This is a genomic window from Enterobacter asburiae, assembly GCF_001521715.1.
GTDB lineage: Bacteria > Pseudomonadota > Gammaproteobacteria > Enterobacterales > Enterobacteriaceae > Enterobacter > Enterobacter asburiae.
In genome coordinates, this window is sequence record NZ_CP011863.1 from 3,380,501 (window position 1) to 3,405,094 (window position 24,594).

A 24,594-nucleotide genomic window follows, 5' to 3' on the forward strand; every position below is an offset into this window, starting at 1 on the left:
AAATATCATAATGAGAAGATAAAAATCTGTAATTGCCAGCCCGCCTTTCCGCGTTAAAAATTTGCTGCGTCTCAGCAGTGAATGTTTCTTTTATCTCAGCAACACATACCCCTACAAAAAGGCCTAATAATTATGAAGATAAAGAACCTGACTCTAACGCTCTGCACTACGCTCCTCCTTGCAAGCTTTGCAGGACATGCCAAAGAGGTCAAAATTGGCATGGCGATTGACGACCTGCGCCTGGAGCGCTGGCAAAAAGATCGCGATATTTTTGTTAAAAAAGCAGAATCCCTCGGCGCCAGCGTGTTTGTTCAGTCGGCTAACGGCAACGAAGAAACACAAATGTCGCAGATCGAGAATATGATCAACCGTGGCGTCGATGTTCTGGTCATTATCCCCTATAACGGCCAGGTATTAAGTAACGTGGTGAAAGAAGCCAAACAGGAAGGCATAAAAGTCCTGGCCTATGACCGCATGATTAATAATGCGGATATTGATTATTATATTTCATTCGACAATGAAAAAGTCGGGGAATTACAGGCGCAAAGCCTGATCGATAAAGTGCCTCAGGGCAATTATTTCCTGATGGGCGGCTCTCCGGTAGATAACAACGCCAAACTGTTCCGCGAAGGGCAAATGAAAGTCCTTAAGCCGTACATCGACAACGGGAAAATTAAAGTGGTTGGCGATCAGTGGGCCGACGGCTGGCTGCCAGAAAACGCGCTGAAGATTATGGAAAACGCGCTGACGGCCAACAACAACAAAATTGACGCGGTTGTGGCCTCCAACGATGCCACCGCAGGCGGCGCTATCCAGGCCCTGAGCGCCCAGGGGCTGGCCGGTAAAGTCGCTATTTCAGGACAGGATGCCGATCTGGCTGGCGTAAAACGCATTATCGCAGGCACCCAAACCATGACGGTCTACAAACCGATTACCCAGCTGGCCAATACGGCGGCGGAAATCGCCGTAGAGCTGGGCAATGGCAAACAACCTAAAGCAGACGCGACCCTGAATAACGGGCTGAAAGACGTTCCGGCGCGCCTGCTCACGCCGATTGAAGTCAATAAAGAGAACATTGACGCTACCGTGGTTAAAGACGGTTTCCACAAGAAGAGCGAACTGTAATCCGGCGCGGCCCCTGCTCTGCGGGGGCGCATCACGTTGTACTGTTCTTCCCTCGGGCTATGTGGAGCGGTTATGCCTTATTTACTTGAAATGAAAAGCATCACCAAACGCTTCGGCATGGTGAAAGCCGTCGACAACGTCAGCCTCCGGTTGAACCCCGGCGAAGTGGTTTCGCTGTGCGGTGAGAACGGTTCGGGCAAGTCGACGCTGATGAAAGTGCTGTGCGGGATCTACCCACACGGCAGCTACGAAGGTGAAATCGTCTTTGCCGGCGAAGTGATTCAGGCAACACACATCCGCGATACCGAGCGCAAAGGCATCGCCATCATTCACCAGGAGCTGGCGCTGGTGAAGCATCTCACCGTGCTGGAGAACATCTTCCTCGGGGCCGAAATTTCCCACCGCGGCGTGCTGGATTACGACACCATGACGCTCCGCTGTGAAAAGCTGCTGGCGCAGGTGAGCCTCAACATTTCACCGGACACCCGCGTGGGGGATCTGGGCCTCGGGCAACAGCAGTTGGTCGAAATAGCGAAAGCGCTAAATAAACAGGTCAGGCTGCTGATCCTCGATGAGCCAACGGCCTCGCTCACCGAACAGGAAACTGCGGTTCTGCTCAATATCATCCGCGACCTGCAAAACCACGGCATCGCCTGTATCTACATCTCGCACAAGCTGAACGAGGTCAAAGCCATTTCGGACACCATCTGCGTGATCCGCGACGGGCAGCACATCGGCACGCGTGAAGCCGCAGGCATGAGCGAAGATGACATCATCACCATGATGGTGGGCCGCGAGCTGACGGCGCTCTACCCGAATGAGCCCCACGCAACGGGCGGTGAAGTGCTGCGCGTGGAAAACCTGACCGCGTGGCACCCCGTTAACCGCCACATTAAGCGCGTCAATAACGTCTCGTTTTCCCTTCACAGCGGTGAAATTCTTGGAATTGCTGGCCTCGTCGGTGCCGGGCGCACCGAAGCCGTACAGTGTCTGTTTGGCGTGTGGCCTGGGCGCTGGGAGGGCACGGTTTACATCGACGGTCAGCCGGTGAAAATCGACAACTGCCAGCAGGCGATTGCCCGCGGCATTGCCATGGTGCCGGAAGATCGTAAGAAAGACGGCATCGTACCGGTGATGGCAGTGGGTAAAAACATTACGCTTGCGGCACTCGATCGATTCTCCGGCGCGCTGAGCAGCCTGGACGACGCCGCCGAGCAGCAGTGTATCCTCCAGTCGCTTGCCCGGCTGAAGGTCAAAACCTCCTCGCCGGAACTGGCGATTGGCCGTCTGAGCGGAGGAAACCAGCAGAAGGCGATTCTGGCGCGCTGCCTGCTTCTCAATCCACGCATATTAATCCTTGATGAGCCCACGCGCGGAATTGATATCGGTGCCAAATACGAAATCTACAAACTGATTAATCAGCTTGTACAGCAAGGGATTGCCGTCATTGTCATTTCGTCTGAGTTACCCGAAGTGCTCGGCCTGAGCGACCGCGTGCTGGTCATGCACGAGGGAAAACTGAAAGCCAACCTGATTAACCAGAACCTGACGCAGGAGCAGGTGATGGAAGCCGCTTTAAGGAGCGAACGTCATGTCGAAAAGCAATCCGTCTGATATCAAAGTCGCTGTTCCGACGCCCGGTGCGTTCGCGGGGCTAAAAGCGCTTAACCTGCAGGTTTTCGTGATGATCGCGGCCATTATCGTCATTATGCTGTTCTTTACCTGGATGACCGATGGCTCGTACTTAAGCGCGCGTAACGTCTCCAACCTGCTCCGCCAGACCGCCATCACCGGCATTCTGGCCGTGGGCATGGTGTTCGTGATTATCTCCGCGGAGATCGACCTGTCAGTCGGTTCGATGATGGGACTCCTCGGCGGCGTGGCGGCGATTTTTGACGTCTGGCTCGGCTGGCCGCTGCCGCTGACCGTGGCGGTCACGCTGGTGCTGGGTCTGGTTCTGGGTGCCTGGAACGGGTGGTGGGTTGCCTACCGTAAGGTGCCATCGTTCATTGTCACTCTGGCGGGGATGCTGGCCTTCCGCGGGATCTTAATTGGCATCACTAACGGCACCACCGTCTCCCCGACCAGTGCAGCTATGTCGCAGATTGGCCAGAGTTACCTCTCAGACAGCATAGGCTTTACGATCGGTGTGATTGGGTTGCTGGCCTTTGTCGCGTGGCAGTGGCGTGGACGCATGCGTCGTCAGGCGCTGGGGCTGGCTTCTCCGGCGTCAACCTCGGTGGTGGGGCGTCAGGCGCTCACGGCGGTCATTGTGCTGGGCGCCATCTGGCTTTTAAACGACTATCGCGGTGTCCCGACACCCGTCCTGCTGCTGGCGCTTTTACTGCTGGCCGGTATGTTTATGGCGACGCGCACCGCGTTTGGCCGCCGTATTTATGCCATTGGCGGCAACCTTGAAGCTGCTCGCCTCTCAGGTATCAATGTCGAGCGCACCAAGCTGGCGGTCTTCGCCATTAACGGCCTGATGGTCGCTATCGCCGGGCTGATCCTCAGCTCGCGTCTCGGAGCTGGATCGCCCTCCGCCGGTAACATTGCCGAACTGGATGCTATCGCCGCCTGCGTCATTGGCGGCACCAGCCTCGCAGGGGGTATCGGTAGCGTGGCAGGCGCGGTCATGGGGGCATTTATCATGGCGTCGTTGGATAACGGGATGAGTATGATGGACGTCCCGACGTTTTGGCAGTATATCGTCAAGGGGGCCATTCTTTTACTGGCAGTCTGGATGGACTCGGCCACCAAGCGACGGGCCTGATAACCGTATTGTGACTTAATTGGGAAGTGAGCCATGTTTGAAAAGCGTCACCGCATTACGTTGTTATTCAATGCCAATAAAGCCTACGACCGTCAGGTGGTGGAAGGTGTTGGTGAATATTTGCAGGCGTCGCAATCCGAATGGGATATTTTTATTGAAGAAGATTTTCGCACCCGTCTGGAGAACATCAAAGACTGGCTGGGCGATGGCGTCATCGCCGACTATGACGATCCCGTCATCGAGCAGCTGCTGACCGACGTCGACGTCCCGATTGTGGGCGTCGGCGGCTCCTACCATTCGCCCGAACACTATCCGCCGGTCCACTACATTGCCACCGATAACCATGCCCTGGTCGAGGCCGCCTTTCTTCATTTAAAAGAGAAAGGCGTCCATCGCTTCGCGTTTTATGGGTTACCGGCCACCAGCGGCAAGCGCTGGGCCATTGAGCGAGAACACGCGTTTTGCCAGCTGGTCGCGCAGGAGAAGTATCGCGGCGTGGTCTATCAGGGGCTGGAAACCGCGCCGGAAAACTGGCAGCACGCGCAAAACCGCCTGGCGGACTGGCTGCAAACGCTGCCGCCGCAAACCGGTATTATCGCCGTGACGGACGCCCGCGCGCGGCACGTGCTGCAGGTCTGCGAACATTTACACATTCCGGTGCCCGAAAAGCTGTGCGTGATTGGCATTGATAACGAAGAACTGACCCGCTATCTGTCTCGCGTGGCGCTCTCCTCCGTTGCTCAGGGCACGCGTCAGATGGGTTATCAGGCGGCGAAGCTGCTGCATCGTCTGCTCGATAAAGAATCTCTGCCGCTTCAGCGTTTGCTCGTGCCTCCTGTCCGCGTGGTGGAACGTCGCTCAACCGATTATCGCTCCTTAAGCGACCCGGCCGTCATTCAGGCCATGCACTATATTCGCAACCACGCCTGCAAAGGGATTAAGGTCGATCAGGTGCTGGATTCGGTGGGCATTTCGCGTTCGAATCTGGAGAAGCGCTTTAAAGAAGAGGTGGGCGAAACCATTCATGCCGTCATCCATGCTGAAAAGCTGGAGAAAGCACGCAGCCTGCTCGTTTCCACGTCGCTATCGATCAACGAAATCTCGCAGATGTGCGGTTACCCGTCTCTGCAATACTTCTATTCGGTGTTCCGCAAAGAGTATGACACCACGCCGAAGGAGTATCGGGATCGCCACAGCGAGGTGCTGATATAGAAAAGAAAACGCCTTCCAGTGGAAGGCGTTTTCTTTGAGATTACATATGGGCGGCGATTAAGCGCTGGTTATCCTGGTACATGGCGAACAGATAGTTGTTATAGCTCTGTCCCTTTGTCGAATAACCTTTCAGCTTGTGGATCATCGTACTGGCCGTCACTTCCTGGTCCGCTTTACGCAGCTGAGCGCGTGATTTACGGAACGATGAGTAGGCCGGATGCGTGTTCAGATTCACTACGTAAGCGCTGACGGAATCTTTCACAGATTCAAACTGCGAATAGCCTTTCACCTTGCCAGGGGCATTATTACAACGACCTTTCACACATTTCATGCCGAAAAGGTTGTTGTTGCTACGCGCAAGCTTAGAAGTACCCCAGCCGCTTTCGGCAGCAGCCATGGTAGCAACCATGCTGCCCGGGATGATATCTACACGCTCAAGGAGAGCATTCCACGGCACACGACGCGTGTTACCGTTCCAGCTCAACTTGTAGCGCTTCGTGATATCTTTCAGACGCGCGCGCTCTGACGGCGACCAGCGGCTATCGTACTGTTTGGAAATCAGCCAGTTACGATCCGCAGTAATCGCGGCATTTTGACTCGTGATGTAAGGCATTACCGTCCGGAGAAACGCTTTTTTCCTTGGTGTTCCGGAAGGGTATTTTCGCAAATCAGGAAGTGAACTACTCTTTGCACTATTGCGAGAATACTCTTGTTTACTGCTAACCTTACTACTTGTCGTCTGTATTACGTGGGCTTTCTTACTCGTTGTATCCGTGTGCGTCTTCGCAAGCACCTCACCCGAAAATGCCGTGGTGAGTAACATGAGTATCGCAGCCCCATATCGTCGAATGGGAGTCGATATCATTAGGTCTCCTGGTCGGATGTAATCATCCCAACACCTTATTTTTTTCACAAATTTGAGAGCGGAATCTCAAATCATATCAAAAATAGACTTCAAGAGCACGTATAGAAATAGTCCAATTCCGAAACTATGTCACCTGAAACTTGCTCATAAAAACATCATTCCACAAAAACTGTGTGCGCTATCGCAGATAACTGCCTAATTTTGCGCGAGATCACTCATCCTCACGCATCCTCCTGACAGAAAGCGACAGGGGATGAGTTTCAGCACCTCGCCTGATGGCACACTGGTCAAAAATGCCGCGACAGGAAAAAGGAATGAAACGTACCGCATTAGCCTTTCTGATGTTACCCGCACTGGCGCATGCCGACTGGTCATCGCCGGGGTTTAACGCATTTAGCGCCGAAGGCACCGGGGTCTTCACCAGCCAGGCAAAGCTTGCGAAGGGTACGCGTCCTCTGACGCTGAGTTTTGACAAGACGTGCTGGCAGCCTGCGGATGCGATAAAACTTAATGAGATGCTGTCGCTCAAGCCCTGTGACGGCACGCCGCCGCAGTGGCGCCTTTTCCGCGACGGTGACTACCAGATGCGGATTGATACCCGCTCCGGCACGCCCACCCTGCTGCTGACGATTCAGAGTGCCTCAGAACAGCCGGTTGCAAACGTCATCCGCCAGTGTCCGAAGTGGGACGGCAAACCGCTGACGCTGGACGTCAGCAGCACCTTCCCGGAAGGCTCCGTGGTGCGCGACTACTACAGTAAACAGACGGCGACGGTGCAGAATGGAAAAATCACCCTGCAGCCAGCCGCCAACAGTAACGGCCTGCTGCTGCTTGAGCGCGCCGAAACCGACAAGCCTGCGCCGTTTAGCTGGCAAAACGCCACCGTCTATTTTGTGCTGACCGACCGTTATGTGAATGGTGACCCTGGCAACGACAACAGCTACGGTCGTCATAAAGACGGTATGCAGGAGATTGGCACCTTCCACGGCGGGGATCTCAAAGGACTTGCCGGCAAGCTCGATTATTTACAGCAGTTGGGAGTGAACGCGCTCTGGATAAGCTCCCCGCTTGAGCAGATCCACGGCTGGGTAGGCGGTGGCACCAAAGGAGATTTCCCCCACTACGCCTATCACGGCTACTACACCCAGGACTGGACCAAGCTCGACGCCAACATGGGCACCGAAGATGATTTACGCCATCTTGTCGACGAAGCGCACAAGCGCGGGATCCGCGTTCTGTTTGATATCGTTATGAACCACGTTGGCTATGCCACGCTGGCAGACATGCAGGAATTTCAGTTTGGTGCCCTGTACCTTCAGGGTGATGAGCTGAAAAAGACGCTGGGAGAACGCTGGACGGACTGGAAGCCGGGCGCGGGCCAAAGCTGGCACAGCTTTAACGACTACATCAACTTTAGCGACAAAGTCGCATGGGAGAAATGGTGGGGCAAAAAGTGGATCCGCACGGACATCGGCGATTACGACAACCCTGGCTTCGACGATTTGACCATGTCGCTGGCATTTCTGCCGGATCTGAAAACGGAATCCACGACGCCTTCCGGGTTGCCTAATTTTTACCAACACAAGCCCGACACCGACGCGAAGGCCATCCCGGGATATACCCCGCGCGATTATCTGACCCACTGGCTGAGCCAGTGGGTACGTGACTACGGCATCGACGGTTTCCGGGTGGATACGGCGAAGCACGTTGAGCTTGCGGCCTGGCAACAGCTGAAAGACCAGGCAAGCCAGGCGCTGGCCGCCTGGAAAGGGGCAAATCCGGATAAAAAGCTCGACAACGCACCGTTCTGGATGACCGGGGAATCCTGGGGCCACGGGGTGATGCAAAGCGATTATTACCGCCACGGTTTTGATGCGATGATCAACTTTGATTATCAGGAACAGGCGGCAAAAGCGGTGGATTGCCTGGCCGATATGGATCTCACCTGGCAGCAGATGGCGGAAAAGCTGCAGAGCTTCAACGTGCTGAGCTATCTCTCATCACACGATACGCGTCTGTTCCGCGAAGGGGGCCAGCGAGCTGCGGAGCTGCTTCTGTTAGCTCCGGGCAGCGTACAAATCTATTACGGGGATGAATCCGAGCGTCCGTTCGGGCCGACAGGTTCTGACCCGCTGCAGGGCACCCGGTCAGATATGAACTGGCAGGACGTCACGGGCAAGCAGGCCCTAACCGTCGCCCACTGGCAAACGCTGGGCCAGTTCCGCGCCCGCCATCCGGCGATCGGTGAAGGCAAGCAAACCACATTATCGCTGAAAGAGGGGTACGGCTTCGTGCGCGAGCATAAGGGCGATAAGGTGATGGTGGTATGGGCAGGTAATCAATAATTCACCCCCTCACCCTAACCCTCTCCCCGCAGGGGAGAGGGAACCGCACGGCGCCGTCTTTTCCCCCTCTCCCTTTTGGGAGAGGGTCGGGGTGAGGGGAAATCCACCAGAACTATTCACTGTATAAATCCAACTCCGCCATACAAAACAACAAATCCGACCACATCACCCGATTTGCACCAGCACGGTGCTAGCGTTATGGTTACCCACTTTCAAAATAAGCTCGACAGATCACCTGCTATGACGTTTTCACTTTTCGGCGACAAATTTACCCGCCATTCAGGCATTACTCGCCTGATGGAGGACCTCAACGACGGGCTGCGCACACCGGGCGCAATCATGCTCGGCGGCGGAAACCCGGCTCAAATCCCGGAGATGAATACCTATTTCCAGACGCTGCTCGCTCAGATGCTGGAAAGCGGCAAAGCAACCGATGCGCTTTGCAATTACGACGGCCCGCAGGGTAAAACCGAACTGCTGGCACTCCTCGCCGAAATGCTGCGTGACGAGCTGGGTTGGGATATCGAACCACAGAATATTGCACTGACAAACGGCAGCCAGAGCGCGTTTTTCTACTTGTTTAACCTGTTCGCAGGGCGTCGCGCCGACGGCACCACCAAAAAAGTGCTGTTCCCGCTGGCGCCGGAGTATATCGGCTACGCCGATTCCGGCCTGGAAGAGGATCTGTTCGTCTCCGCGCGCCCGAACATTGAGCTGCTGCCGGAAGGCCAGTTCAAATATCACGTCGATTTTGAACACCTGCATATTGGTGAAGAGACGGGCATGATCTGCGTATCGCGTCCGACTAACCCAACGGGCAACGTGATCACCGACGACGAACTGATGAAGCTGGATGCGCTGGCGAATCAGCACGGCATTCCGCTGGTGATCGATAACGCCTACGGCGTGCCGTTCCCGGGCATTATCTTCAGCGAAGCACGTCCGCTGTGGAACCCGAACATTGTCCTGTGCATGAGCCTCTCTAAGCTGGGTCTGCCGGGCAGCCGCTGCGGCATCATCATCGCTAACGAGAAAATCATCACCGCCATTACCAATATGAACGGCATTATCAGCCTTTCACCGGGGGGCATTGGCCCGGCGATGATGTGCGAAATGATTAAGCGCAACGACCTGCTGCGTCTGTCAAATGATGTGATCAAGCCATTCTATTACCAGCGCGTACAGGAGACGATTGCGATACTTCGCCGCTACTTGCCGGAAGAACGCTGCCTGATCCATAAACCTGAAGGGGCGATTTTCCTGTGGCTGTGGTTTAAGGATTTGCCTATCACCACCGAACTGCTCTACCAGCGCCTGAAAAAGCGCGGCGTGCTGATGGTTCCAGGCGATTATTTCTTCCCGGGGCTTGATAAGCCGTGGCCGCATACTCACCAGTGCATGCGCATGAACTATGTGCCCGATCCGGAAAAAATCGAAGCGGGTGTTAAAATTCTCGCCGAAGAAATTGAAAAAGCCTGGCGCGAAGACGGTCAGTAAGTTCTTACGCCAGATTATGCAGCCGTTCGGCGCGTAGTCTGGCAGGCTCAACGCAGCGCAACGCGTGGGTTGGACAGGCCTCCACGCAGGCCGGTCCGCCTTCGCGATGCAGGCATAAATCACATTTCAGCGCCTGCGGCTTATTTCCCTCCAGGCGCACCTGCATCGCCCCAAACGGACATGCCACCACACAGCTTTTGCACCCAATGCAGCGCGTCTGCTCAACGAGCCAGGCTCCCGCCGTACGGCTGATGGCATGGGTTGGACAGACGTTAGCACACGGCGCATCCTCGCACTGATGGCAACCCACTGCCGTTGTGTAGTCGTCCCCCTTAACCACCCGAAGGCGGGGCGTAAAAGCATGAGCGGAGACGGCGTCCTGATGCGACACCGCGCAGGCCACTTCGCAGGTGCGGCACCCAATGCATTTTTCCGCATCCGCCACGATAAATCGGTTCATCTGTTACGCCTCGCGCACGTTAAAATCCAGTTCTTTTGAGATATCCGCTGGCGCTACCGTTGGAATCAGAATGAATGTAAGCCGGATAAAACATAACGACTCCTGATATCCGTGCTTAATTCCCGCCCGTCGCCAAATACGGGCGAGAGTGCCCGGTTTGATTTTCTTTAAGAATGATACACATGATGCACATCTTTATTGATGGCGCAGATCGCATTAGCGTATCAGGAATATTAATGAGGAAGTCATGACGGGAAGGGAAACGGGAGACTGGTACTCTCAAATATGCCCGGCGGCGCTTCGCTTGCTCGGGCCTACGTAAAACTGCGATGACAGTCCATGTAGGCCGGATAAGGCGAAGCCGCCACCCGGCTTTACCGCATCAGAAACGCCAGGTCAGGCCGGTCATCAGCGCAAAGCTGTCGTCGCGGTCGATCATCGGGCTGTTCTTCACGTCGTCAGGCAATACGGTGTAGACCGCGCTGGCGTTGAGATACAGCTTCGGTGTTAACTGATATTTGGCCGCCAGGCCAACGTATGGCGTCCAGCTGTCACCGGCGGTGTATTCATCCAGACCTGAGCGGCGAGACTCGCTGCCGGATACGCCGTAGTAGTAGTCGTTATAGCTTTCGTCGCTATAGAAAATACCGACAGAGGGCGTCAGGGTCAGGCGTTCCATCCTGATTGGACGGAAGTAAGAAACCTCGCCGATCATACCGCCGCTTTCATCCGTGGCATCACCAGAGACCGCCACTTTCAGAGAACCCCAGCTTTCGTGGCGGTAGTACGCGCCGCCGAGGAAGGCAGAGGCTTTACGCTCATCAAGCTGTTTCATCTGATGGTCGTCGTTGTCATCTGGATCGAAATGCAGCGGCATCCACGATGCGGTCAGGCTGAGTTCATTTTTTGCGTCTTTCCACAGGATCCATCCGCCCGTGGTCTGACGAACATAAAAACGATCGCCTTCGTAGCTAATTAACGGTACTGCAGTAGTATTTTCGTTATAGCCTTTGTAAGGAGACTCATTAAATACAGCCCCCGCTCCTAGTGAAAAGTCACCGGCCATTGCTGAGGATGTTGCAAATAACGTGGCAGCGATGAGTAAATTGTATTTAATAGTCATTACGTGTAATCCATTAAAATGCCAAACAAGCGAGGCGCATAATAATGGTTACAAATTTGCCAATGCAACGCTGCGGTTTATATAATATTATATATAAAATCATATAGATGGGTGCGCATGATGAATAAATTACAGCTAAAACCACGCGAATTAAAAATCATATCCGTCATCGCAGCAACCCACAGCATCGGCGATGCCGCCGCCCTGCTGGGCATGGCGCAGGCCAACGTCAGTAAATATCTGTCTGATTTTGAAACGCGGGTTGGACTCAAGGTTTTTGAGCGCACCACGCGCCAGCTGGCCCTGACCCAGTTTGGTGAAGCGTTACTCCCTTACGTTAATGCCACGCTGGACAGGAACAGTCAACTCGTTAATTTTATTGCTGATTATAAGCATGAGAAGCGCGGAAAGGTCACGATATATGCCCCTACAGGTATCGTAACCTATCTCGCGCGCCACGTGATCCATCAGATAGAGGATATCGGTGACATCCGCATCTCCCTGAAAACCTACAACCTTGACCGGAATGAATTTTCAGAAGGCGTTTCCTTTCCGGATGACTGCGACATTTTAATTACCTATGCGCAACCGAAAGACGAAAGTCTGGTTGCCAGCGTGTTAACAAAATATTCCGTTACGGCATTTGCAACCGTTGAGTATTTAAATAAGCATCCCTTAAAAGGACCTGAAGATTTAATTAATCACTCCTGTATTCTCATTGACTCCATGCTGGTCGATGATGCAAATATCTGGCGTTTTCGCGTGCACGGCAGTGATAGCGTGCATGACTACCGGGTGACCGGTAATTATATTTGCGACAATACGCAGACGGCCCTGGAGCTGGCAAGAAATAATCTTGGGATTGTTTTTGCGCCAAAAGAGAGTCTGAAAAAAGAATTAACGCAAGGGATGCTGGTTCCCTGCTTCCCGCATCAGGAAGAGTGGTGGCTCGATCTGACGGCCATCTTCCGCAAACGCGAATACCAGCCCTGGCGCGTGCAATACGTTCTGGATGGCGTTCTGAACTGCCTGCGCCAGCAAATAGCTCAGGCCGCCCATGGACGGCCTGAGCTGGGCGATTAGAACAGCCCCAGCGGTTTATCGGAGTAGCTGACCAGCAAACATTTCGTCTGCTGATAATGCTCCAGCATCATCTTATGGGTTTCACGCCCGATGCCCGATTGCTTATAACCGCCAAATGCCGCGTGCGCAGGATAGGCGTGGTAGCAGTTGGTCCAGACGCGCCCGGCCTGAATGCCTCTGCCCATTTTATAGGCCAGATTACCGTTGCGGCTCCAGACGCCGGCTCCCAGGCCATACGGGGTGTCGTTGGCAATCTCCAGCGCCTCCTCCATCGTTTTGAAGGTGGTCACGGCCAGTACCGGCCCGAAGATTTCCTCCTGGAAGACGCGCATGTTGTTCTGACCGAACAGGATCGTTGGCTCAAGGTAATACCCTTCCTGCAGATCCCCTCCCAGCACCTTACGGCGACCGCCGGTCAGAATATCCGCCCCTCTTTCTTGCCGATATCGATGTAGTTGAGGATGGTTTCCAGCTGTCCGTGCGAGACCTGCGCCCCCATCTGCGTGACGTTATCGAGCGGGTTACCGCTGCGGATAGACTCGACGCGGCGAATGGCCCGCTCCATAAAACGCTCATAGATGGACTCCTGCACCAGCGCGCGGCTTGGGCAGGTGCAGACTTCGCCCTGGTTAAACGCAAACAGCGCAAACCCTTCCAGGGCTTTATCGAAGAAGGCATCCTCTTCCTCCATGACGTCCGCGAAGAAGATGTTCGGGGATTTCCCGCCCAGCTCCAGGGTCACCGGAATGATGTTCTGCGTGGCGTACTGCATGATCTGCTGGCCCACTTCCGTCGACCCGGTAAACGCCACTTTAGCAATCCGTTTCGAGGTAGCCAGATATTCCCCTATCTCACCGCCCGCACCGTTGACCACGTTAATCACGCCCGGCGGCAGAAGATCGCCAACGATTTCCATCAGCAGCAGCACCGAGAGCGGGGTCAGACGCGCCGGTTTAAGAACAATGCAGTTGCCAGCCGCCAGCGCGGGCGCCATTTTCCAGCTCGCCATCAGCAGCGGGAAGTTCCACGGAATGATTTGCCCAACGACGCCCAGCGGTTCGTGGAAGTGATACGCCACGGTGTCGCTGTCTACCTCGCTTATTCCGCCCTCCTGAGCGCGAATGCAGGAGGCAAAATAGCGTAAGTGGTCGATGGCAAGCGGCACGTCTGCCGCCATCGTTTCCCGGATCGGCTTGCCGTTATCCCAGGTTTCCGCCGTCGCCAGCAGCTCCAGATTCTGCTCCATCCGGTCGGCGATTTTGAACAAAATAGCCGCGCGGTCCTGAACCGAGGTATGGCCCCATTTATCTTTCGCTTTGTGCGCCGCATCCAGCGCCAGATCGATATCGCGCCTGCCGGAGCTGGCTATTTCGCACAGCGGCTGGCCGGTTACGGGGGTCAGGTTGGAATAGTATTCGCCGTCGACGGGAGCTACCCAGTCGCCGCCAATAAAGTTGTCATAACGAGGCTTCAGCTTGAGGGGAAAACCATACTCGCCGGGCTGGATACGCGATGAGGGAGGATTGTTTGTCATGACCGTCTCCTTGCTGTTGGTGTACATCAAGGGTAGTTCCGGCTGGCGATTTTCTCGCCAACCGGTAACGGCTTTACGACGGGGGTCACGGAGTTTCAGGAAATAATAACGAATCTCGCAATAAATGATCGTTACCGCGACGGCGGGTAAAGCCGATGCGGTTGAAATACTCCAGGATCTGAATCGCCAGCTTGCGGCCCACGTTCAGCCGGTCGCGGAAATCGGCCGCGCAGGTAGAGCCCCGCTCCTGATCCAGCTCGCGGATCAGGTTCGCAAACGCCACAATGCGATCGTTACGGTAATAACGATCTTTCACGATCGCGACTATCAGCCCCTGCTGCGCCGCATGGCGCAATACTTGACGCATCACCTGCTCGTCGGTATTCGTTTCGCGGGCCAGATCGCGAACCCACCACGGCTCATCGCCAAACAGCGAGGCCACTTTTTGCCATACCGCTTCTTGCTCTGCGGTGAACCCGGCCTTGTGATCCGGCAAATGGAGCCAGCCGTGGTGGCTTTTGATCGCCCCGCTTTCGCGCATGTTTTCAATCAGCAGCAGCACCAGCGCATCGTCTTCCATCGGCAGCGCCATGCGCCGCAGACGCTCACGGCCCGGGCCAGGCTCATCCTGATGCTGTTCATGATACGTTGCGAGCGTGCTCAGTATCTTACGCTGCCAGCGTGCAGCAACCGGGGCGTTTAGCAGACTGTTTCCAGCCTGAATAAAACCCGGCTGCTGGGCCAGCAGGCGTAACCCTTCCTCGCTCAGCTGGCGTGCCCATGCAAAATCACGCAGGCTCACCGCACCGCGCTCAAGATGCACCCGCAGCGCGGCGTTATCATCGCTGGCCTGCGCCAGAGCAGCCAGCCACTGGAGATATTCAGGTTTACGCTTGCCGCGTCGCGGTGGATTCAGCGCGACCACCCGTGCCCCGGCCAGCGTTTCCCGCGCGGAAATATCACGCAGAACCAGACGATCGTTGTCTGCAAGCCAGAGCGGTGAATCGAATACCAGTTCGGCAAGGTCGTTTTCCAGCAGCGACACGCGCCCGGTGATATGGCTGGCCGCGTGGTGAATATGCAGCGGCTGCCATTGGGTCAGGGGCACGTTTGACTGCAGGGAAACAATGACGCGTTCAGACGGTTCAGGTGGGGCATCGGCCAGCAGCCAGTCCCCACGGTTAAGCTGCTCTTTTTCCGCATCCCCGGCAATGTTCAGCGCGATCCGCTGCCCGGCATGTGCATGCTCTGCGGGCTGGTTTTGCGCATGTAAGCCGCGCACGCGCATCGGCTTGTTAACGCCCGTCAGCCAGAGCGTATCACCTACGTTCACTTCACCGCTCAGCGCCGTACCGGTCACCACCAGCCCCGCGCCTTTGACGGTAAACGCCCGGTCAATCGCCAGACGGAAGCGGTGGTGGCTGGCGTGGTCACGCGACGAAAGCTGCTGTAAGTGGTGGCGAAGTTCATCGATACCGCGCCCTTCTGTCGCCACAGTAACAAAAAGCGGTGCATCGGCAAAACCATACTCTTGCAAGGTCGCCTGTACCGTTTCGCGCACTTCGCTGACGCGTGCGTCATCCACGCGATCGGCTTTGGTCAGCGCCACGGTCAGCTGCGGGTTGCCGGTCAGCTGCAGGATCGCCAGATGCTCACGAGTTTGCGCCATGACGCCATCATCGCAGGCCACCACCAGCAGGGCATGATCGATACCCCCCACGCCCGCCAGCATGTTGGACAGAAACTTTTCATGCCCCGGAACATCAATAAAACCCAGTACGCGACCGTCAGGCTGGGGCCAGTAGGCATAGCCCAGATCGATGGTCATGCCGCGCTTTTTCTCTTCCGGCAGGCGGTCGGCGTTTATGCCGGTAATCGCCTGCAGCAACGTGGTTTTTCCGTGGTCGACGTGACCGGCGGTGGCAATAATCATTTCAACAACATCTCCAGAAATCGCTCTTCATCTTCAAGGCAGCGCAGATCCAGCCACATTCGGCCATCGTAAATCCGCCCGATAACCGGCGCAGGCAGGCCACGCCAGCGCGCCGACAGGGCTTCAAGGTGGCTGCCTCGCCCGTCACGCGGGGTGAACGTGAGCGCTTCACTCGGCAGCCTGTCCACCGGCAGCGAACCGCTGCCAATCTGCGACTGGCAGGGCTCAATGCGAACGTCAAAATCGGGGTAGTGCGGGGCAATGCGCGGCAGCAGTAATTCGGCCTGGGCGCGAATCGAGGCGGCATCGCGGGTTAACAGACGCAGCGTAGGAAGGCGGTCGGCCAGTTTCTCCGGATGGAGATAGAGCCGCAGCGTCGCTTCCAGCGCGGCAAGCGTCATTTTATCGGCTCGCAGGGCGCGCTTGAGCGGATGCTGCTGCAGCTTCGCAATCAGCTCGCGCTTGCCGACGATAATTCCGGCCTGCGGCCCGCCCAGCAGCTTGTCGCCGGAAAAGCTGACCAGGCTGACGCCCGCCGCAATCATCTCTTGCGGCATCGGCTCTTTAGGCAGCCCGTAAAGGCTCAGATCCACCAGCGAGCCGCTGCCGAGATCGGCAATCACCGGAATATTCAGTTCGCGGCCAATCGCTGCCAGCTCGCCCTCTTCAACCGTTTTGGTGAAGCCTTCAATATGATAATTGCTGGTGTGAACCTTCATCAGCAGGGCGGTATTTTCATTCACCGCCGCGCGATAATCTTTCGCATGGGTACGGTTGGTAGTGCCCACTTCATGCAACGTGCAGCCCGCCTGGCGCATCACGTCCGGAATGCGAAACGCCCCGCCAATCTCCACCAGCTCGCCGCGGGAAACCACCGCCTCTTTGCCGCTGGCGGTGGCCGCCAGCATCAGCAGCACCGCTGCGGCGTTGTTATTCACAATGCAGGCATCTTCCGCGCCGGTCAGCTGGCACAGCAGGTCTGCCAGCGCCCGGTCACGATGCCCGCGCCCGGCGCCGTCCAGATCGTACTCCAGCGTCACGGGCGCCCGCATGGCTTGCCCAACCGCAGCAACCGCCTCTTCCGCCTGCTGCGCGCGTCCCAGGTTGGTATGCAGTACGGTACCGGTCAGGTTAATCACCGGGCGTAACGCGCTTTGCGCTTTCTCATCCAGCCGGTGCTCAACTTCCTGCTCCCACGCCGCGCACCAGTCGGGCAAGGCGTTTTCTGCCTGAATAGCGCATCGGGCTTCGTCCTGAAGCAGGCGTAACATCTCCACCGTCGCGGTATGGCCAAAACGCTCAACGGCAGCATGAATGCGGGGCTCGCGAAGGAGACGGTCGGTAGCGGGGATCTGGCTGTACAGCGAATGATGAGTAGTCATGAAAGCGCCTGGCGAGTAAATATCTTCCCCCCTCCCGACGGGAGAGGGAGTTAACATGTGGAGGGATTGTACCGCCTCCGACGCCGAAGTGTTATAACCCGCGTCAAGCCTTTGGCGGTTCTGTGCGGGCAAAGCTCTCGCGGCTAAAAAGGGTGTCGGCCAGTTTCACCAGCAGCGGACGGTCGACGCACCAGCCGGGAGAAACCCGGCGGAAGTTGAGATAGCCGATGGCGCAGGCGATAGCGATGGTTGCCAGGTTCAGGCTGTCGGTTTGAATCTTTCCCTCCCGGATAAGCTGTTCGCACATGTCCAGGCTGCGGCTGATTTTTTCCCGCTGGCGTAACAGTTCCGTTTCCGACTGCTGGGCGGCGGGCCTTGCCTGTTCACGCACGGAGGTTAACGCCGCATCCATAATGCCATCGGCCAGGGCTTCGATTTGCTTCACTGCCAGCGCCGCTTTTGGGTCAGCCGGCAGCATTGTCGGGGCAACGCCCAGCAGCTCGATATACTCCGCAATAATCGGGGAATCGAACCAGTATTCGCCCTCGTCCGTCACCAGCGCCGGGACTTTCCCCAGCGGGTTGTACTGCGCGACGCCGTTTTCAGCGTTGTAGGGCTGTTCATTGATGAATTCAAATTCAATCCCTTTCTCCAGCAGGAGAATCGAGATTTTTCGCACGAAGGGACTGGTGTAGCTACCGATGAGTTTCATTGCCTGATCCTTGATGCCGGAAAAAAGTCAGTATGGATCAAGCGATGAAAAAAGGGCAGGTATGCGTGTCGCATTCCTGCCCTGGAAGGATTAGTGATCGAGATAGAGGTAGTGCATCCAGCTGGTCATGCGCAGCAATACTTTACGCATCACCGAGACGTGGGCGAAATGGTCCGAGTAGACCGCCACCTGGGCATAGATACCGTCCGGCAGCGCATCGACTTCCGCATTCGGATCCAGCTCAATCGTACCCAACACGCCGTCCGTTCCCGGCACCACCGTCAGCGACTGCAGCGCGCCCTGCGCCTGATAGGAGCCTCCCGGCACCACCGGCAGAATCGCGGTGAGCTTCCCGGAGAACACCTGGCCCGGCAGCGCGTTAAACACCACTTCCGCTTCATCGCCCGGCTTCAGACGCAGCAGCGAGTTCTGACGGAACTGGGCCACGATCTGACGCTTCTGTTCAGGAATAAAGACCATCACCGGACGCAGTGGCAGCGCGGCGGCGTACGTCCCGGGACGAATCAGCACCTGGGTGATGTAGCCATCGCTTGGCGCACGGACCACGGTCTGATCCAGATTGTATTTCGCTTCAGCAAGCTGCGCGCGTAAGGAGGCAATCTGCGACTGTTCGCCGTTCACCATGCTGTCCAACTGGCTTTGAATTTGCGTCTGTTCAGCAACAGAGCCTTTTACCAGCGCATCCTGCGCGAGATAGTTCTGCCGCGCGTTGTCGATATCGCTTTCAGAGAACGGATTTACCTTCGCCTGGCTGCCTTTCAGGTAGCGCTGATAATCTTTATACAGGCGGTCACGCTCTGCGGAGACGCGCGTCGTATTGGCGACGGCCTCCACCAGCTGCGCTTTCAGATTGTCGATATTGTGCGTCGCGGTCACCAGGTCGGCCTGGAGTCTGTCGACGCGCGCCTGATAGCGGCCCGGATCCAGTTTAAATAACACTTCGCCTTTTTTAATAAGCTGGTTGTTTTTATCGGTGACTTCACTGACCACCCCGGTAACCTGCGGCGTAATCGGAATAGAAATAACCGCCTTTTGCGCCGTAAAGGTGTACGGATGGTTATAGTTCATTAACAGAATAAGTCCGGCAACAATAAACACCCCGCCTAATGTCGCGGTGGCAAGCGTCCACTGGTTTACCGGAATACGGAATATTTTAAAAATCACCCAGGCAAATGCCACATAGGTCAAAATAATCAACAGATCCATGATTAGCGCTCCAGCGTGTTTTTATCAGCAGCGGGATGTACCGCGGCCAGCTTTTGTTCTAATTCGGCCACGCGTTTGGCCAGCGCATCCATTCCCGGAACCTCATCAGGCTTGGTGATGTGGTTTTGCATCCCCCAGCCGCGATCTTCACGGTACAACGTGGCCCATATCCACAGGAACGGCCAGATGGCATGGAGAGTAAACAGGCTAATCCAGCCTGCCGTGTGAATCGCATCGGCATGCGGATGGTTACGCTTTTTGGCCATATTATAAGGAATGTCATGGATGGCGATGATTCCATAAAAGAGAACCAGAAATACAAAAATCAATACGCCCAGCGCAAAATAGTTGAGAAACATATTCTCCTCACTTAAACAACGTCAACTCATTGAATTAATAAAACAGTACGCAACCTAATTAATTTATTTTGAAATACACAAGGTATGCTGGTTATTTCCGAGCCGGGGAGTATCGGTTTTTATAATATCTCCATGCAAGTTTATAAGCGTGTCAAAATATATCCTGAATAATAATATACTTAACCTTACAATATGAGCGTAATCCACGTTTTAACTTTTCGCCATACCACACATCAAAAGTGGTTTTTTAGCTTAACGTGTCGCGCTATGCCATCCTGACGCCGAATCGCTAAACAGAGTTTGCCGCCGATCACAGCCGGAGAAATCTGCATAAAAATATTTTGTGAAATCAGTCACAATCCAGAAACAAACACACAAAATCAAATCGTGACAACCGTCACAGAAAAGGGTGATTTTTGCCGCATTTCTCGCCATCGTATTTTTTTTGCCCACCTTTTTTGTGACCAGGATCACCTCATTGACATCCACACCCCCTACCTTTACGTGATATGCGTCACACAAATTTTCGCTGTCTGGACAGTTGAACGATTCAGTGCCAGATTTCACAGCATCAGAACAGGGTCCGGCTACCTCTGCCGCCTCATTAACAATAAACCTCGGGCCGCAAGCCTAAGCGTAAACAGAAGAAGGGGTGTTTTATGTCATCCGATTTCAAGATCAAAGTTCAAAGCTTTGGTCGTTTCCTCAGCAACATGGTGATGCCAAATATCGGCGCGTTTATCGCGTGGGGTATCATCACTGCATTGTTCATTCCGACAGGGTGGTTGCCTAACGAAACGCTGGCGAAACTTGTTGGCCCAATGATTACCTATCTCCTGCCGCTGCTCATCGGTTTCACCGGTGGTCGTCTGGTGGGCGGTGACCGTGGTGGCGTAGTGGGTGCTATCACGACCATGGGTGTTATCGTCGGTGCGGATATGCCGATGTTCCTCGGTGCAATGATTGCCGGTCCTCTGGGCGGCTGGGCGATTAAGAAATTCGACGTCTGGGTTGATGGTAAGATCAAATCCGGCTTCGAAATGCTGGTGAACAACTTCTCTGCGGGCATCATCGGGATGATCCTCGCGATTCTGGCGTTCCTCGGCATTGGCCCTGCGGTTGAAGTGCTGTCCAAAATTCTGGCGGCAGGCGTTAACTTTATGGTTGCGCACGACATGCTGCCGCTGGCGTCTATCTTCGTAGAACCGGCGAAAATCCTGTTCCTGAACAACGCCATCAACCACGGCATCTTCTCGCCGCTGGGTATTCAGCAGTCTCACGATCTCGGCAAGTCTATCTTCTTCCTGATTGAAGCCAACCCGGGTCCGGGTATGGGCGTTCTGCTGGCGTACATGTTCTTTGGTCGCGGCAGCGCTAAGCAGTCTGCTGGCGGTGCAGCAATCATTCACTTCCTGGGCGGTATTCACGAAATTTACTTCCCGTACGTGCTGATGAACCCACGTCTGATCCTGGCCGTTATCCTTGGCGGTATGACCGGCGTGTTCACCCTGAGCGTGCTGGGCGGCGGTCTGGTGTCTCCGGCCTCTCCGGGCTCTATCCTGGCGGTGCTGGCGATGACGCCAAAAGGGGCGTACTTCGCCAACATCGCGGCCATCTGTGCGGCCATGGCCGTCTCCTTCGTGGTCTCTTCTATCCTGCTGAAAACCAGCAAAGTGAAAGAAGACGACGATATTGAAGCGGCGACCCGTCGTATGCACGACATGAAAGCCGAATCCAAAGGCGCAACCCCGCTGGCGGCTGGCGATGTGTCTAACGACCTGAGCCACGTGCGTAAAATCATCGTTGCCTGTGACGCCGGTATGGGTTCCAGCGCAATGGGTGCAGGCGTGCTGCGTAAGAAAGTGCAGGATGCGGGCCTGACCAACATCTCCGTCACCAACAGCGCTATTAACAGCCTGCCGCCGGACGTTGACCTGGTCATCACGCACCGCGACCTGACCGAACGCGCCATGCGTCAGGTGCCGCAGGCACAGCACATCTCGCTGACTAACTTCCTCGACAGCGGCCTGTACACCAGCCTGACCGAACGTCTGGTTGCGGCGCAGCGTCACGAAGACAATGAAGTGAAAGTGCGCTCAAGCCTGCAGGACAGCTTTGACGAGAGCAACGCCCACCTGTTCAAACTGGGTGCGGAAAACATCTTCCTCGGTCGCACAGCGGCAACCAAAGAAGAAGCGATTCGCTTTGCCGGCGAGCAGCTGGTGAAAGGCGGCTACGTTCAGCCTGAATATGTTGATGCGATGCTGGAACGCGAAAAACTGACGCCAACCTACCTGGGCGAATCCATCGCGGTGCCGCACGGTACGGTTGAAGCGAAAGATCGCGTCCTGAAAACCGGCGTCGTATTCTGTCAGTATCCGCAGGGCGTGCGCTTCGGTGAAGAAGAAGACGACATCGCCCGTCTGGTGATTGGTATCGCCGCTCGCAACAACGAGCACATTCAGGTGATTACCAGCCTGACCAACGCGCTGGACGATGAGTCTGTCATTGCGCGTCTGGCGAGCACCACCAGCGTGGAAGAAGTCCTGGCACTGCTCAACAAATAACGGTACTCCTCCCTCTCCCCCATGGGGAGAGGGCTAGGGTGAGGGGAAACGTTCCTCACCCCAGCCCTCTCGGGTAAAAACATTGATGAAGGTTAACACTATGAAAGCATTACATTTTGGCGCAGGTAATATCGGTCGTGGTTTTATCGGTAAACTGCTGGCAGACGCGGGCATTACGCTGACATTCGCCGATGTGAATCAGGTGGTCCTGGATGCCCTGAATGCGCGTCATAGCTATCAGGTCCATGTGGTCGGTGAAAACGAGCAGGTTGAGACGGTATCCGGCGTTAACGCGGTCAGCAGCATCGGTGAAGACGTTATCGACCTGATCGCCAGCGTTGATCTGGTCACGACGGCCGTCGGTCCGGTTGTCCTTGAGCGCATCGCTCCTGCGGTCGCGAAAGGCCTGGCAAAACGTAAAGCGCAGGGCATCAATACCCCGCTGAACATCATCGCCTGTGAAAACATGGTGCGCGGCACCACGCAGCTGAAAGGCCACGTGTTCAACGCTGTAGCCGACGAAGACAAAGCCTGGGTTGAAGCGCACGTCGGGTTTGTGGATTCCGCCGTGGACCGCATCGTTCCGCCGTCTGAATCCGCCACCAACGACCCGCTGGAAGTGACCGTGGAAACCTTCAGCGAGTGGATCGTTGATAAAACCCAGTTTAAAGGCGCCCTGCCGACCATTCCGGGAATGGAATTAACCGATAACCTGATGGCATTTGTCGAACGCAAACTCTTCACGCTGAACACCGGGCATGCTATAACCGCGTACCTCGGAAAATTGGCCGGTCATCAGACCATTCGTGACGCTATCCTCGATGAGAAGATCCGCGCGGTGGTAAAAGGGGCAATGGAAGAGAGCGGCGCGGTGCTGATCAAACGCTACGGTTTTGATGCTGATAAACATGCAGCATACATCCAGAAAATCCTCGGTCGCTTTGAAAACCCGTATCTGAAAGATGACGTTGAGCGCGTGGGCCGTCAGCCTCTGCGCAAACTGAGCGCGGGCGATCGCCTGATTAAGCCGCTGCTGGGCACGCTGGAATACGGCCTGCCGCACGCCAACCTGGTGAAAGGGATTGCCGCCGCGATGCACTACCGCAGCGAGCAGGACCCACAGGCGCAGGAACTGGCTCAGCTGATTGATGACAAAGGCGCGCAGGCTGCGCTGGCGCAGATTTCCGGTCTGGACGCCAACAGCGACGTGGTTGTGGAGGCGGTTAACGCATACAACGCAACCAAATGATGCACAGTGCGGCGCAGGTTAACCTGCGCCCAGATAATAGATTGTCAGATATGCAGGCAATAATGGAACAAACCCAGGCCTTTGAAAATCGTGTGCTTGAGCGTCTGAATGCTGGCAAAACCGTACGAAGCTTCCTGATTGCCGCCGTCGAGCTGTTAACCGAGGCGGTGAATATCCTGGTGCTTCAGGTGTTTCGCAAAGACGACTACGCGGTAAAATATGCTGTAGAACCGTTACTGGACGGAGACGGACCGCTGGGCGATTTATCCGTGCGTCTGAAGCTGATTTATGGTCTTGGCGTGCTGAACCGGCAAGAATATGAAGATGCGGAGCTGTTAATGGCGCTGCGCGAAGAACTCAATCATGACGGTAATGAGTACACCTTTACCGATGATGAGATCCTGGGGCCCTTCGGCGAGCTGCACTGCGTCACCGCGCTGCCCCCTGCTCCCCATTTTGATAACAGCGACCCTGAGCTCTACGCGATGCAAAAGCTGCGTTATCAACAGGTTGTCCGTTCCACGATGGTTCTCTCCCTGACTGAGCTGATTTCCCGAATCAGCTTAAAAAAAGCGTTTCAGAAGTAAGCCTGCTCACATTGGTGTATCCTTCCCTGTAAATTCCCCGTTTTCAGAGTTATTTGTCATGAAAGAAGTCGAAAAGAACGAAATTAAACGCCTGAGCGACCGCCTGGATCTGATCCGCCACCAGATGGCTGGCCTGTCACTGGTCGAGTCCGCCGAGAAGTACGCCGAGCTGGAAAAAGAAGCTGCCACGCTGGAAACAGAAATCGAGCGCCTACGCGAAGTTAAAGGCCAGAAGTTGAGCAAAGAAGCGCAGAAGCTGATGGACATGCCGCACCGTCGCGCGATCACCAAAAAAGAGCAGGCCGACATGGGCAAGCTGAAGAAAAGCGTCCGTGGTCTGGTGGTGGTGCACCCGATGACCGAGCTTGGCCGCGAAATGGGCCTGAAAGAGATGACGGGCTTTTGTAAGACCGCGTTCTGATACTTATCCCCCTCACCCTAACCCTCTCCCCAAAGGGGCGAGGGAACTGTACGGTGCGTTTTTCTCCCACTCCCCGTGGGAGAAGGCTGGGGTGAGGGCTTCAGGCCCCATCCCGCTTCAAATTGGCCCAACCAATCCCC

General features: G+C 55.6%; 19 protein-coding genes and 1 pseudogene. 11 read left to right on the plus strand and 9 right to left on the minus strand.

The genetic code is table 11. The features are described 5' to 3' along the window. The first annotated feature begins 132 nt into the window (after window positions 1-132). The 4 genes from xylF (at window position 133) to xylR (ending at window position 5,110) form a co-directional block, all read left to right on the plus strand. Window positions 133-1,125 carry a D-xylose ABC transporter substrate-binding protein gene (gene xylF / locus ACJ69_RS16350; RefSeq protein ID WP_032650791.1) on the plus strand — a complete coding sequence of 331 codons (993 nt, stop codon included), beginning with the start codon at window positions 133-135 and terminating at the stop codon, window positions 1,123-1,125. A gap of 72 nt (window positions 1,126-1,197) precedes the next feature. After that, entirely contained in the window at window positions 1,198-2,739 is a 1,542-nt protein-coding gene (locus ACJ69_RS16355; protein WP_059347328.1) for a xylose ABC transporter ATP-binding protein, read from the plus strand. After that, window positions 2,717-3,898 (plus strand): xylose ABC transporter permease XylH, encoded by a 1,182-nt coding sequence (gene xylH / locus ACJ69_RS16360; protein ID WP_029740986.1) that lies wholly within the window; start codon window positions 2,717-2,719, stop codon window positions 3,896-3,898. The genes ACJ69_RS16355 and xylH overlap by 23 nt, the downstream gene beginning before the upstream one ends. Window positions 3,899-3,931: 33 nt before the next feature. Then, the gene (gene xylR, locus ACJ69_RS16365) at window positions 3,932-5,110 is read left to right on the plus strand and encodes a D-xylose utilization transcriptional activator XylR (RefSeq protein ID WP_059347329.1); all 1,179 of its coding nucleotides are present in this window, start codon (window positions 3,932-3,934) and stop codon (window positions 5,108-5,110) included. A gap of 40 nt (window positions 5,111-5,150) precedes the next feature. On the opposite strand, the gene ACJ69_RS16370 is transcribed toward xylR, so the two are convergent. Then, window positions 5,151-5,975, minus strand: coding sequence for a protein bax (locus tag ACJ69_RS16370; protein WP_059347330.1), 825 nt, complete (start codon window positions 5,973-5,975; stop codon window positions 5,151-5,153). Window positions 5,976-6,289: 314 nt separating this feature from the next. Between ACJ69_RS16370 and ACJ69_RS16375 the strand changes: the two genes are divergently transcribed. Both ACJ69_RS16375 and avtA read left to right on the plus strand, forming a co-directional pair. Further along, entirely contained in the window at window positions 6,290-8,320 is a 2,031-nt protein-coding gene (locus tag ACJ69_RS16375; protein WP_059347331.1) for an alpha-amylase, read from the plus strand. A gap of 240 nt (window positions 8,321-8,560) precedes the next feature. After that, the gene (gene avtA, locus ACJ69_RS16380) at window positions 8,561-9,817 is read left to right on the plus strand and encodes a valine--pyruvate transaminase (protein WP_023309932.1); all 1,257 of its coding nucleotides are present in this window, start codon (window positions 8,561-8,563) and stop codon (window positions 9,815-9,817) included. Between the two features lie 4 nt (window positions 9,818-9,821). Here the strand turns inward: avtA and ACJ69_RS16385 are convergent, their stop codons facing one another. Next, window positions 9,822-10,277 (minus strand): 4Fe-4S dicluster domain-containing protein, encoded by a 456-nt coding sequence (locus tag ACJ69_RS16385; protein ID WP_059347332.1) that lies wholly within the window; start codon window positions 10,275-10,277, stop codon window positions 9,822-9,824. 382 nt (window positions 10,278-10,659) lie between these two features. Next, complete coding sequence (locus ACJ69_RS16390) at window positions 10,660-11,400, minus strand: MipA/OmpV family protein (protein ID WP_059347333.1); 741 nt, start codon at window positions 11,398-11,400, stop codon at window positions 10,660-10,662. Window positions 11,401-11,517: 117 nt separating this feature from the next. Between ACJ69_RS16390 and ACJ69_RS16395 the strand changes: the two genes are divergently transcribed. Continuing rightward, the gene (locus ACJ69_RS16395; protein WP_059347334.1) at window positions 11,518-12,483 is read left to right on the plus strand and encodes a LysR family transcriptional regulator; all 966 of its coding nucleotides are present in this window, start codon (window positions 11,518-11,520) and stop codon (window positions 12,481-12,483) included. On the opposite strand, the pseudogene aldB reads toward ACJ69_RS16395, so the two are convergent. The 6 genes and pseudogenes from aldB to ACJ69_RS16425 form a co-directional block, all read right to left on the minus strand. Further along, window positions 12,480-14,017 (minus strand): annotated as a pseudogene (gene aldB, locus ACJ69_RS16400) (aldehyde dehydrogenase AldB). The gene ACJ69_RS16395 and the pseudogene aldB overlap by 4 nt on opposite strands. An 85-nt stretch (window positions 14,018-14,102) precedes the next feature. Next, window positions 14,103-15,950 (minus strand): selenocysteine-specific translation elongation factor, encoded by a 1,848-nt coding sequence (gene selB, locus ACJ69_RS16405; RefSeq protein ID WP_047646694.1) that lies wholly within the window; start codon window positions 15,948-15,950, stop codon window positions 14,103-14,105. Further along, window positions 15,947-17,332, minus strand: coding sequence for an L-seryl-tRNA(Sec) selenium transferase (gene selA, locus ACJ69_RS16410; RefSeq protein ID WP_059347335.1), 1,386 nt, complete (start codon window positions 17,330-17,332; stop codon window positions 15,947-15,949). The genes selB and selA overlap by 4 nt, the downstream gene beginning before the upstream one ends. Before the next feature lie 103 nt (window positions 17,333-17,435). Further along, window positions 17,436-18,044: a glutathione S-transferase gene (locus tag ACJ69_RS16415; protein ID WP_059347336.1), complete on the minus strand. Its 609-nt coding sequence runs from the start codon at window positions 18,042-18,044 to the stop codon at window positions 17,436-17,438. A gap of 90 nt (window positions 18,045-18,134) precedes the next feature. Continuing rightward, window positions 18,135-19,271 (minus strand): HlyD family secretion protein, encoded by a 1,137-nt coding sequence (locus ACJ69_RS16420; protein WP_029740996.1) that lies wholly within the window; start codon window positions 19,269-19,271, stop codon window positions 18,135-18,137. A 2-nt stretch (window positions 19,272-19,273) separates the two neighbouring features. After that, window positions 19,274-19,630, minus strand: coding sequence for a DUF3302 domain-containing protein (locus ACJ69_RS16425; RefSeq protein WP_054830338.1), 357 nt, complete (start codon window positions 19,628-19,630; stop codon window positions 19,274-19,276). 659 nt (window positions 19,631-20,289) lie between these two features. On the opposite strand from ACJ69_RS16425, the gene ACJ69_RS16430 reads away from it, so the two are divergent. From ACJ69_RS16430 to ACJ69_RS16445, 4 genes are all read left to right on the plus strand, one after another. Beyond that, complete coding sequence (locus tag ACJ69_RS16430) at window positions 20,290-22,197, plus strand: PTS mannitol transporter subunit IICBA (RefSeq protein ID WP_023309922.1); 1,908 nt, start codon at window positions 20,290-20,292, stop codon at window positions 22,195-22,197. 100 nt (window positions 22,198-22,297) lie between these two features. Further along, a complete protein-coding gene (mtlD, locus tag ACJ69_RS16435; protein WP_059347337.1) occupies window positions 22,298-23,446 on the plus strand; it encodes a mannitol-1-phosphate 5-dehydrogenase in 1,149 nt (382 codons plus the stop codon). Continuing rightward, on the plus strand, window positions 23,443-24,033 hold the full coding sequence (mtlR, locus tag ACJ69_RS16440) for a mannitol operon repressor MtlR (RefSeq protein ID WP_032661869.1): 591 nt from the start codon (window positions 23,443-23,445) through the stop codon (window positions 24,031-24,033). Before mtlD ends, mtlR begins: the two co-directional genes overlap by 4 nt. A 58-nt stretch (window positions 24,034-24,091) precedes the next feature. Then, window positions 24,092-24,454, plus strand: a complete 363-nt coding sequence (locus ACJ69_RS16445) for a YibL family ribosome-associated protein (protein ID WP_029742228.1) — start codon at window positions 24,092-24,094, stop codon at window positions 24,452-24,454. Window positions 24,455-24,594 lie beyond the last annotated feature (140 nt).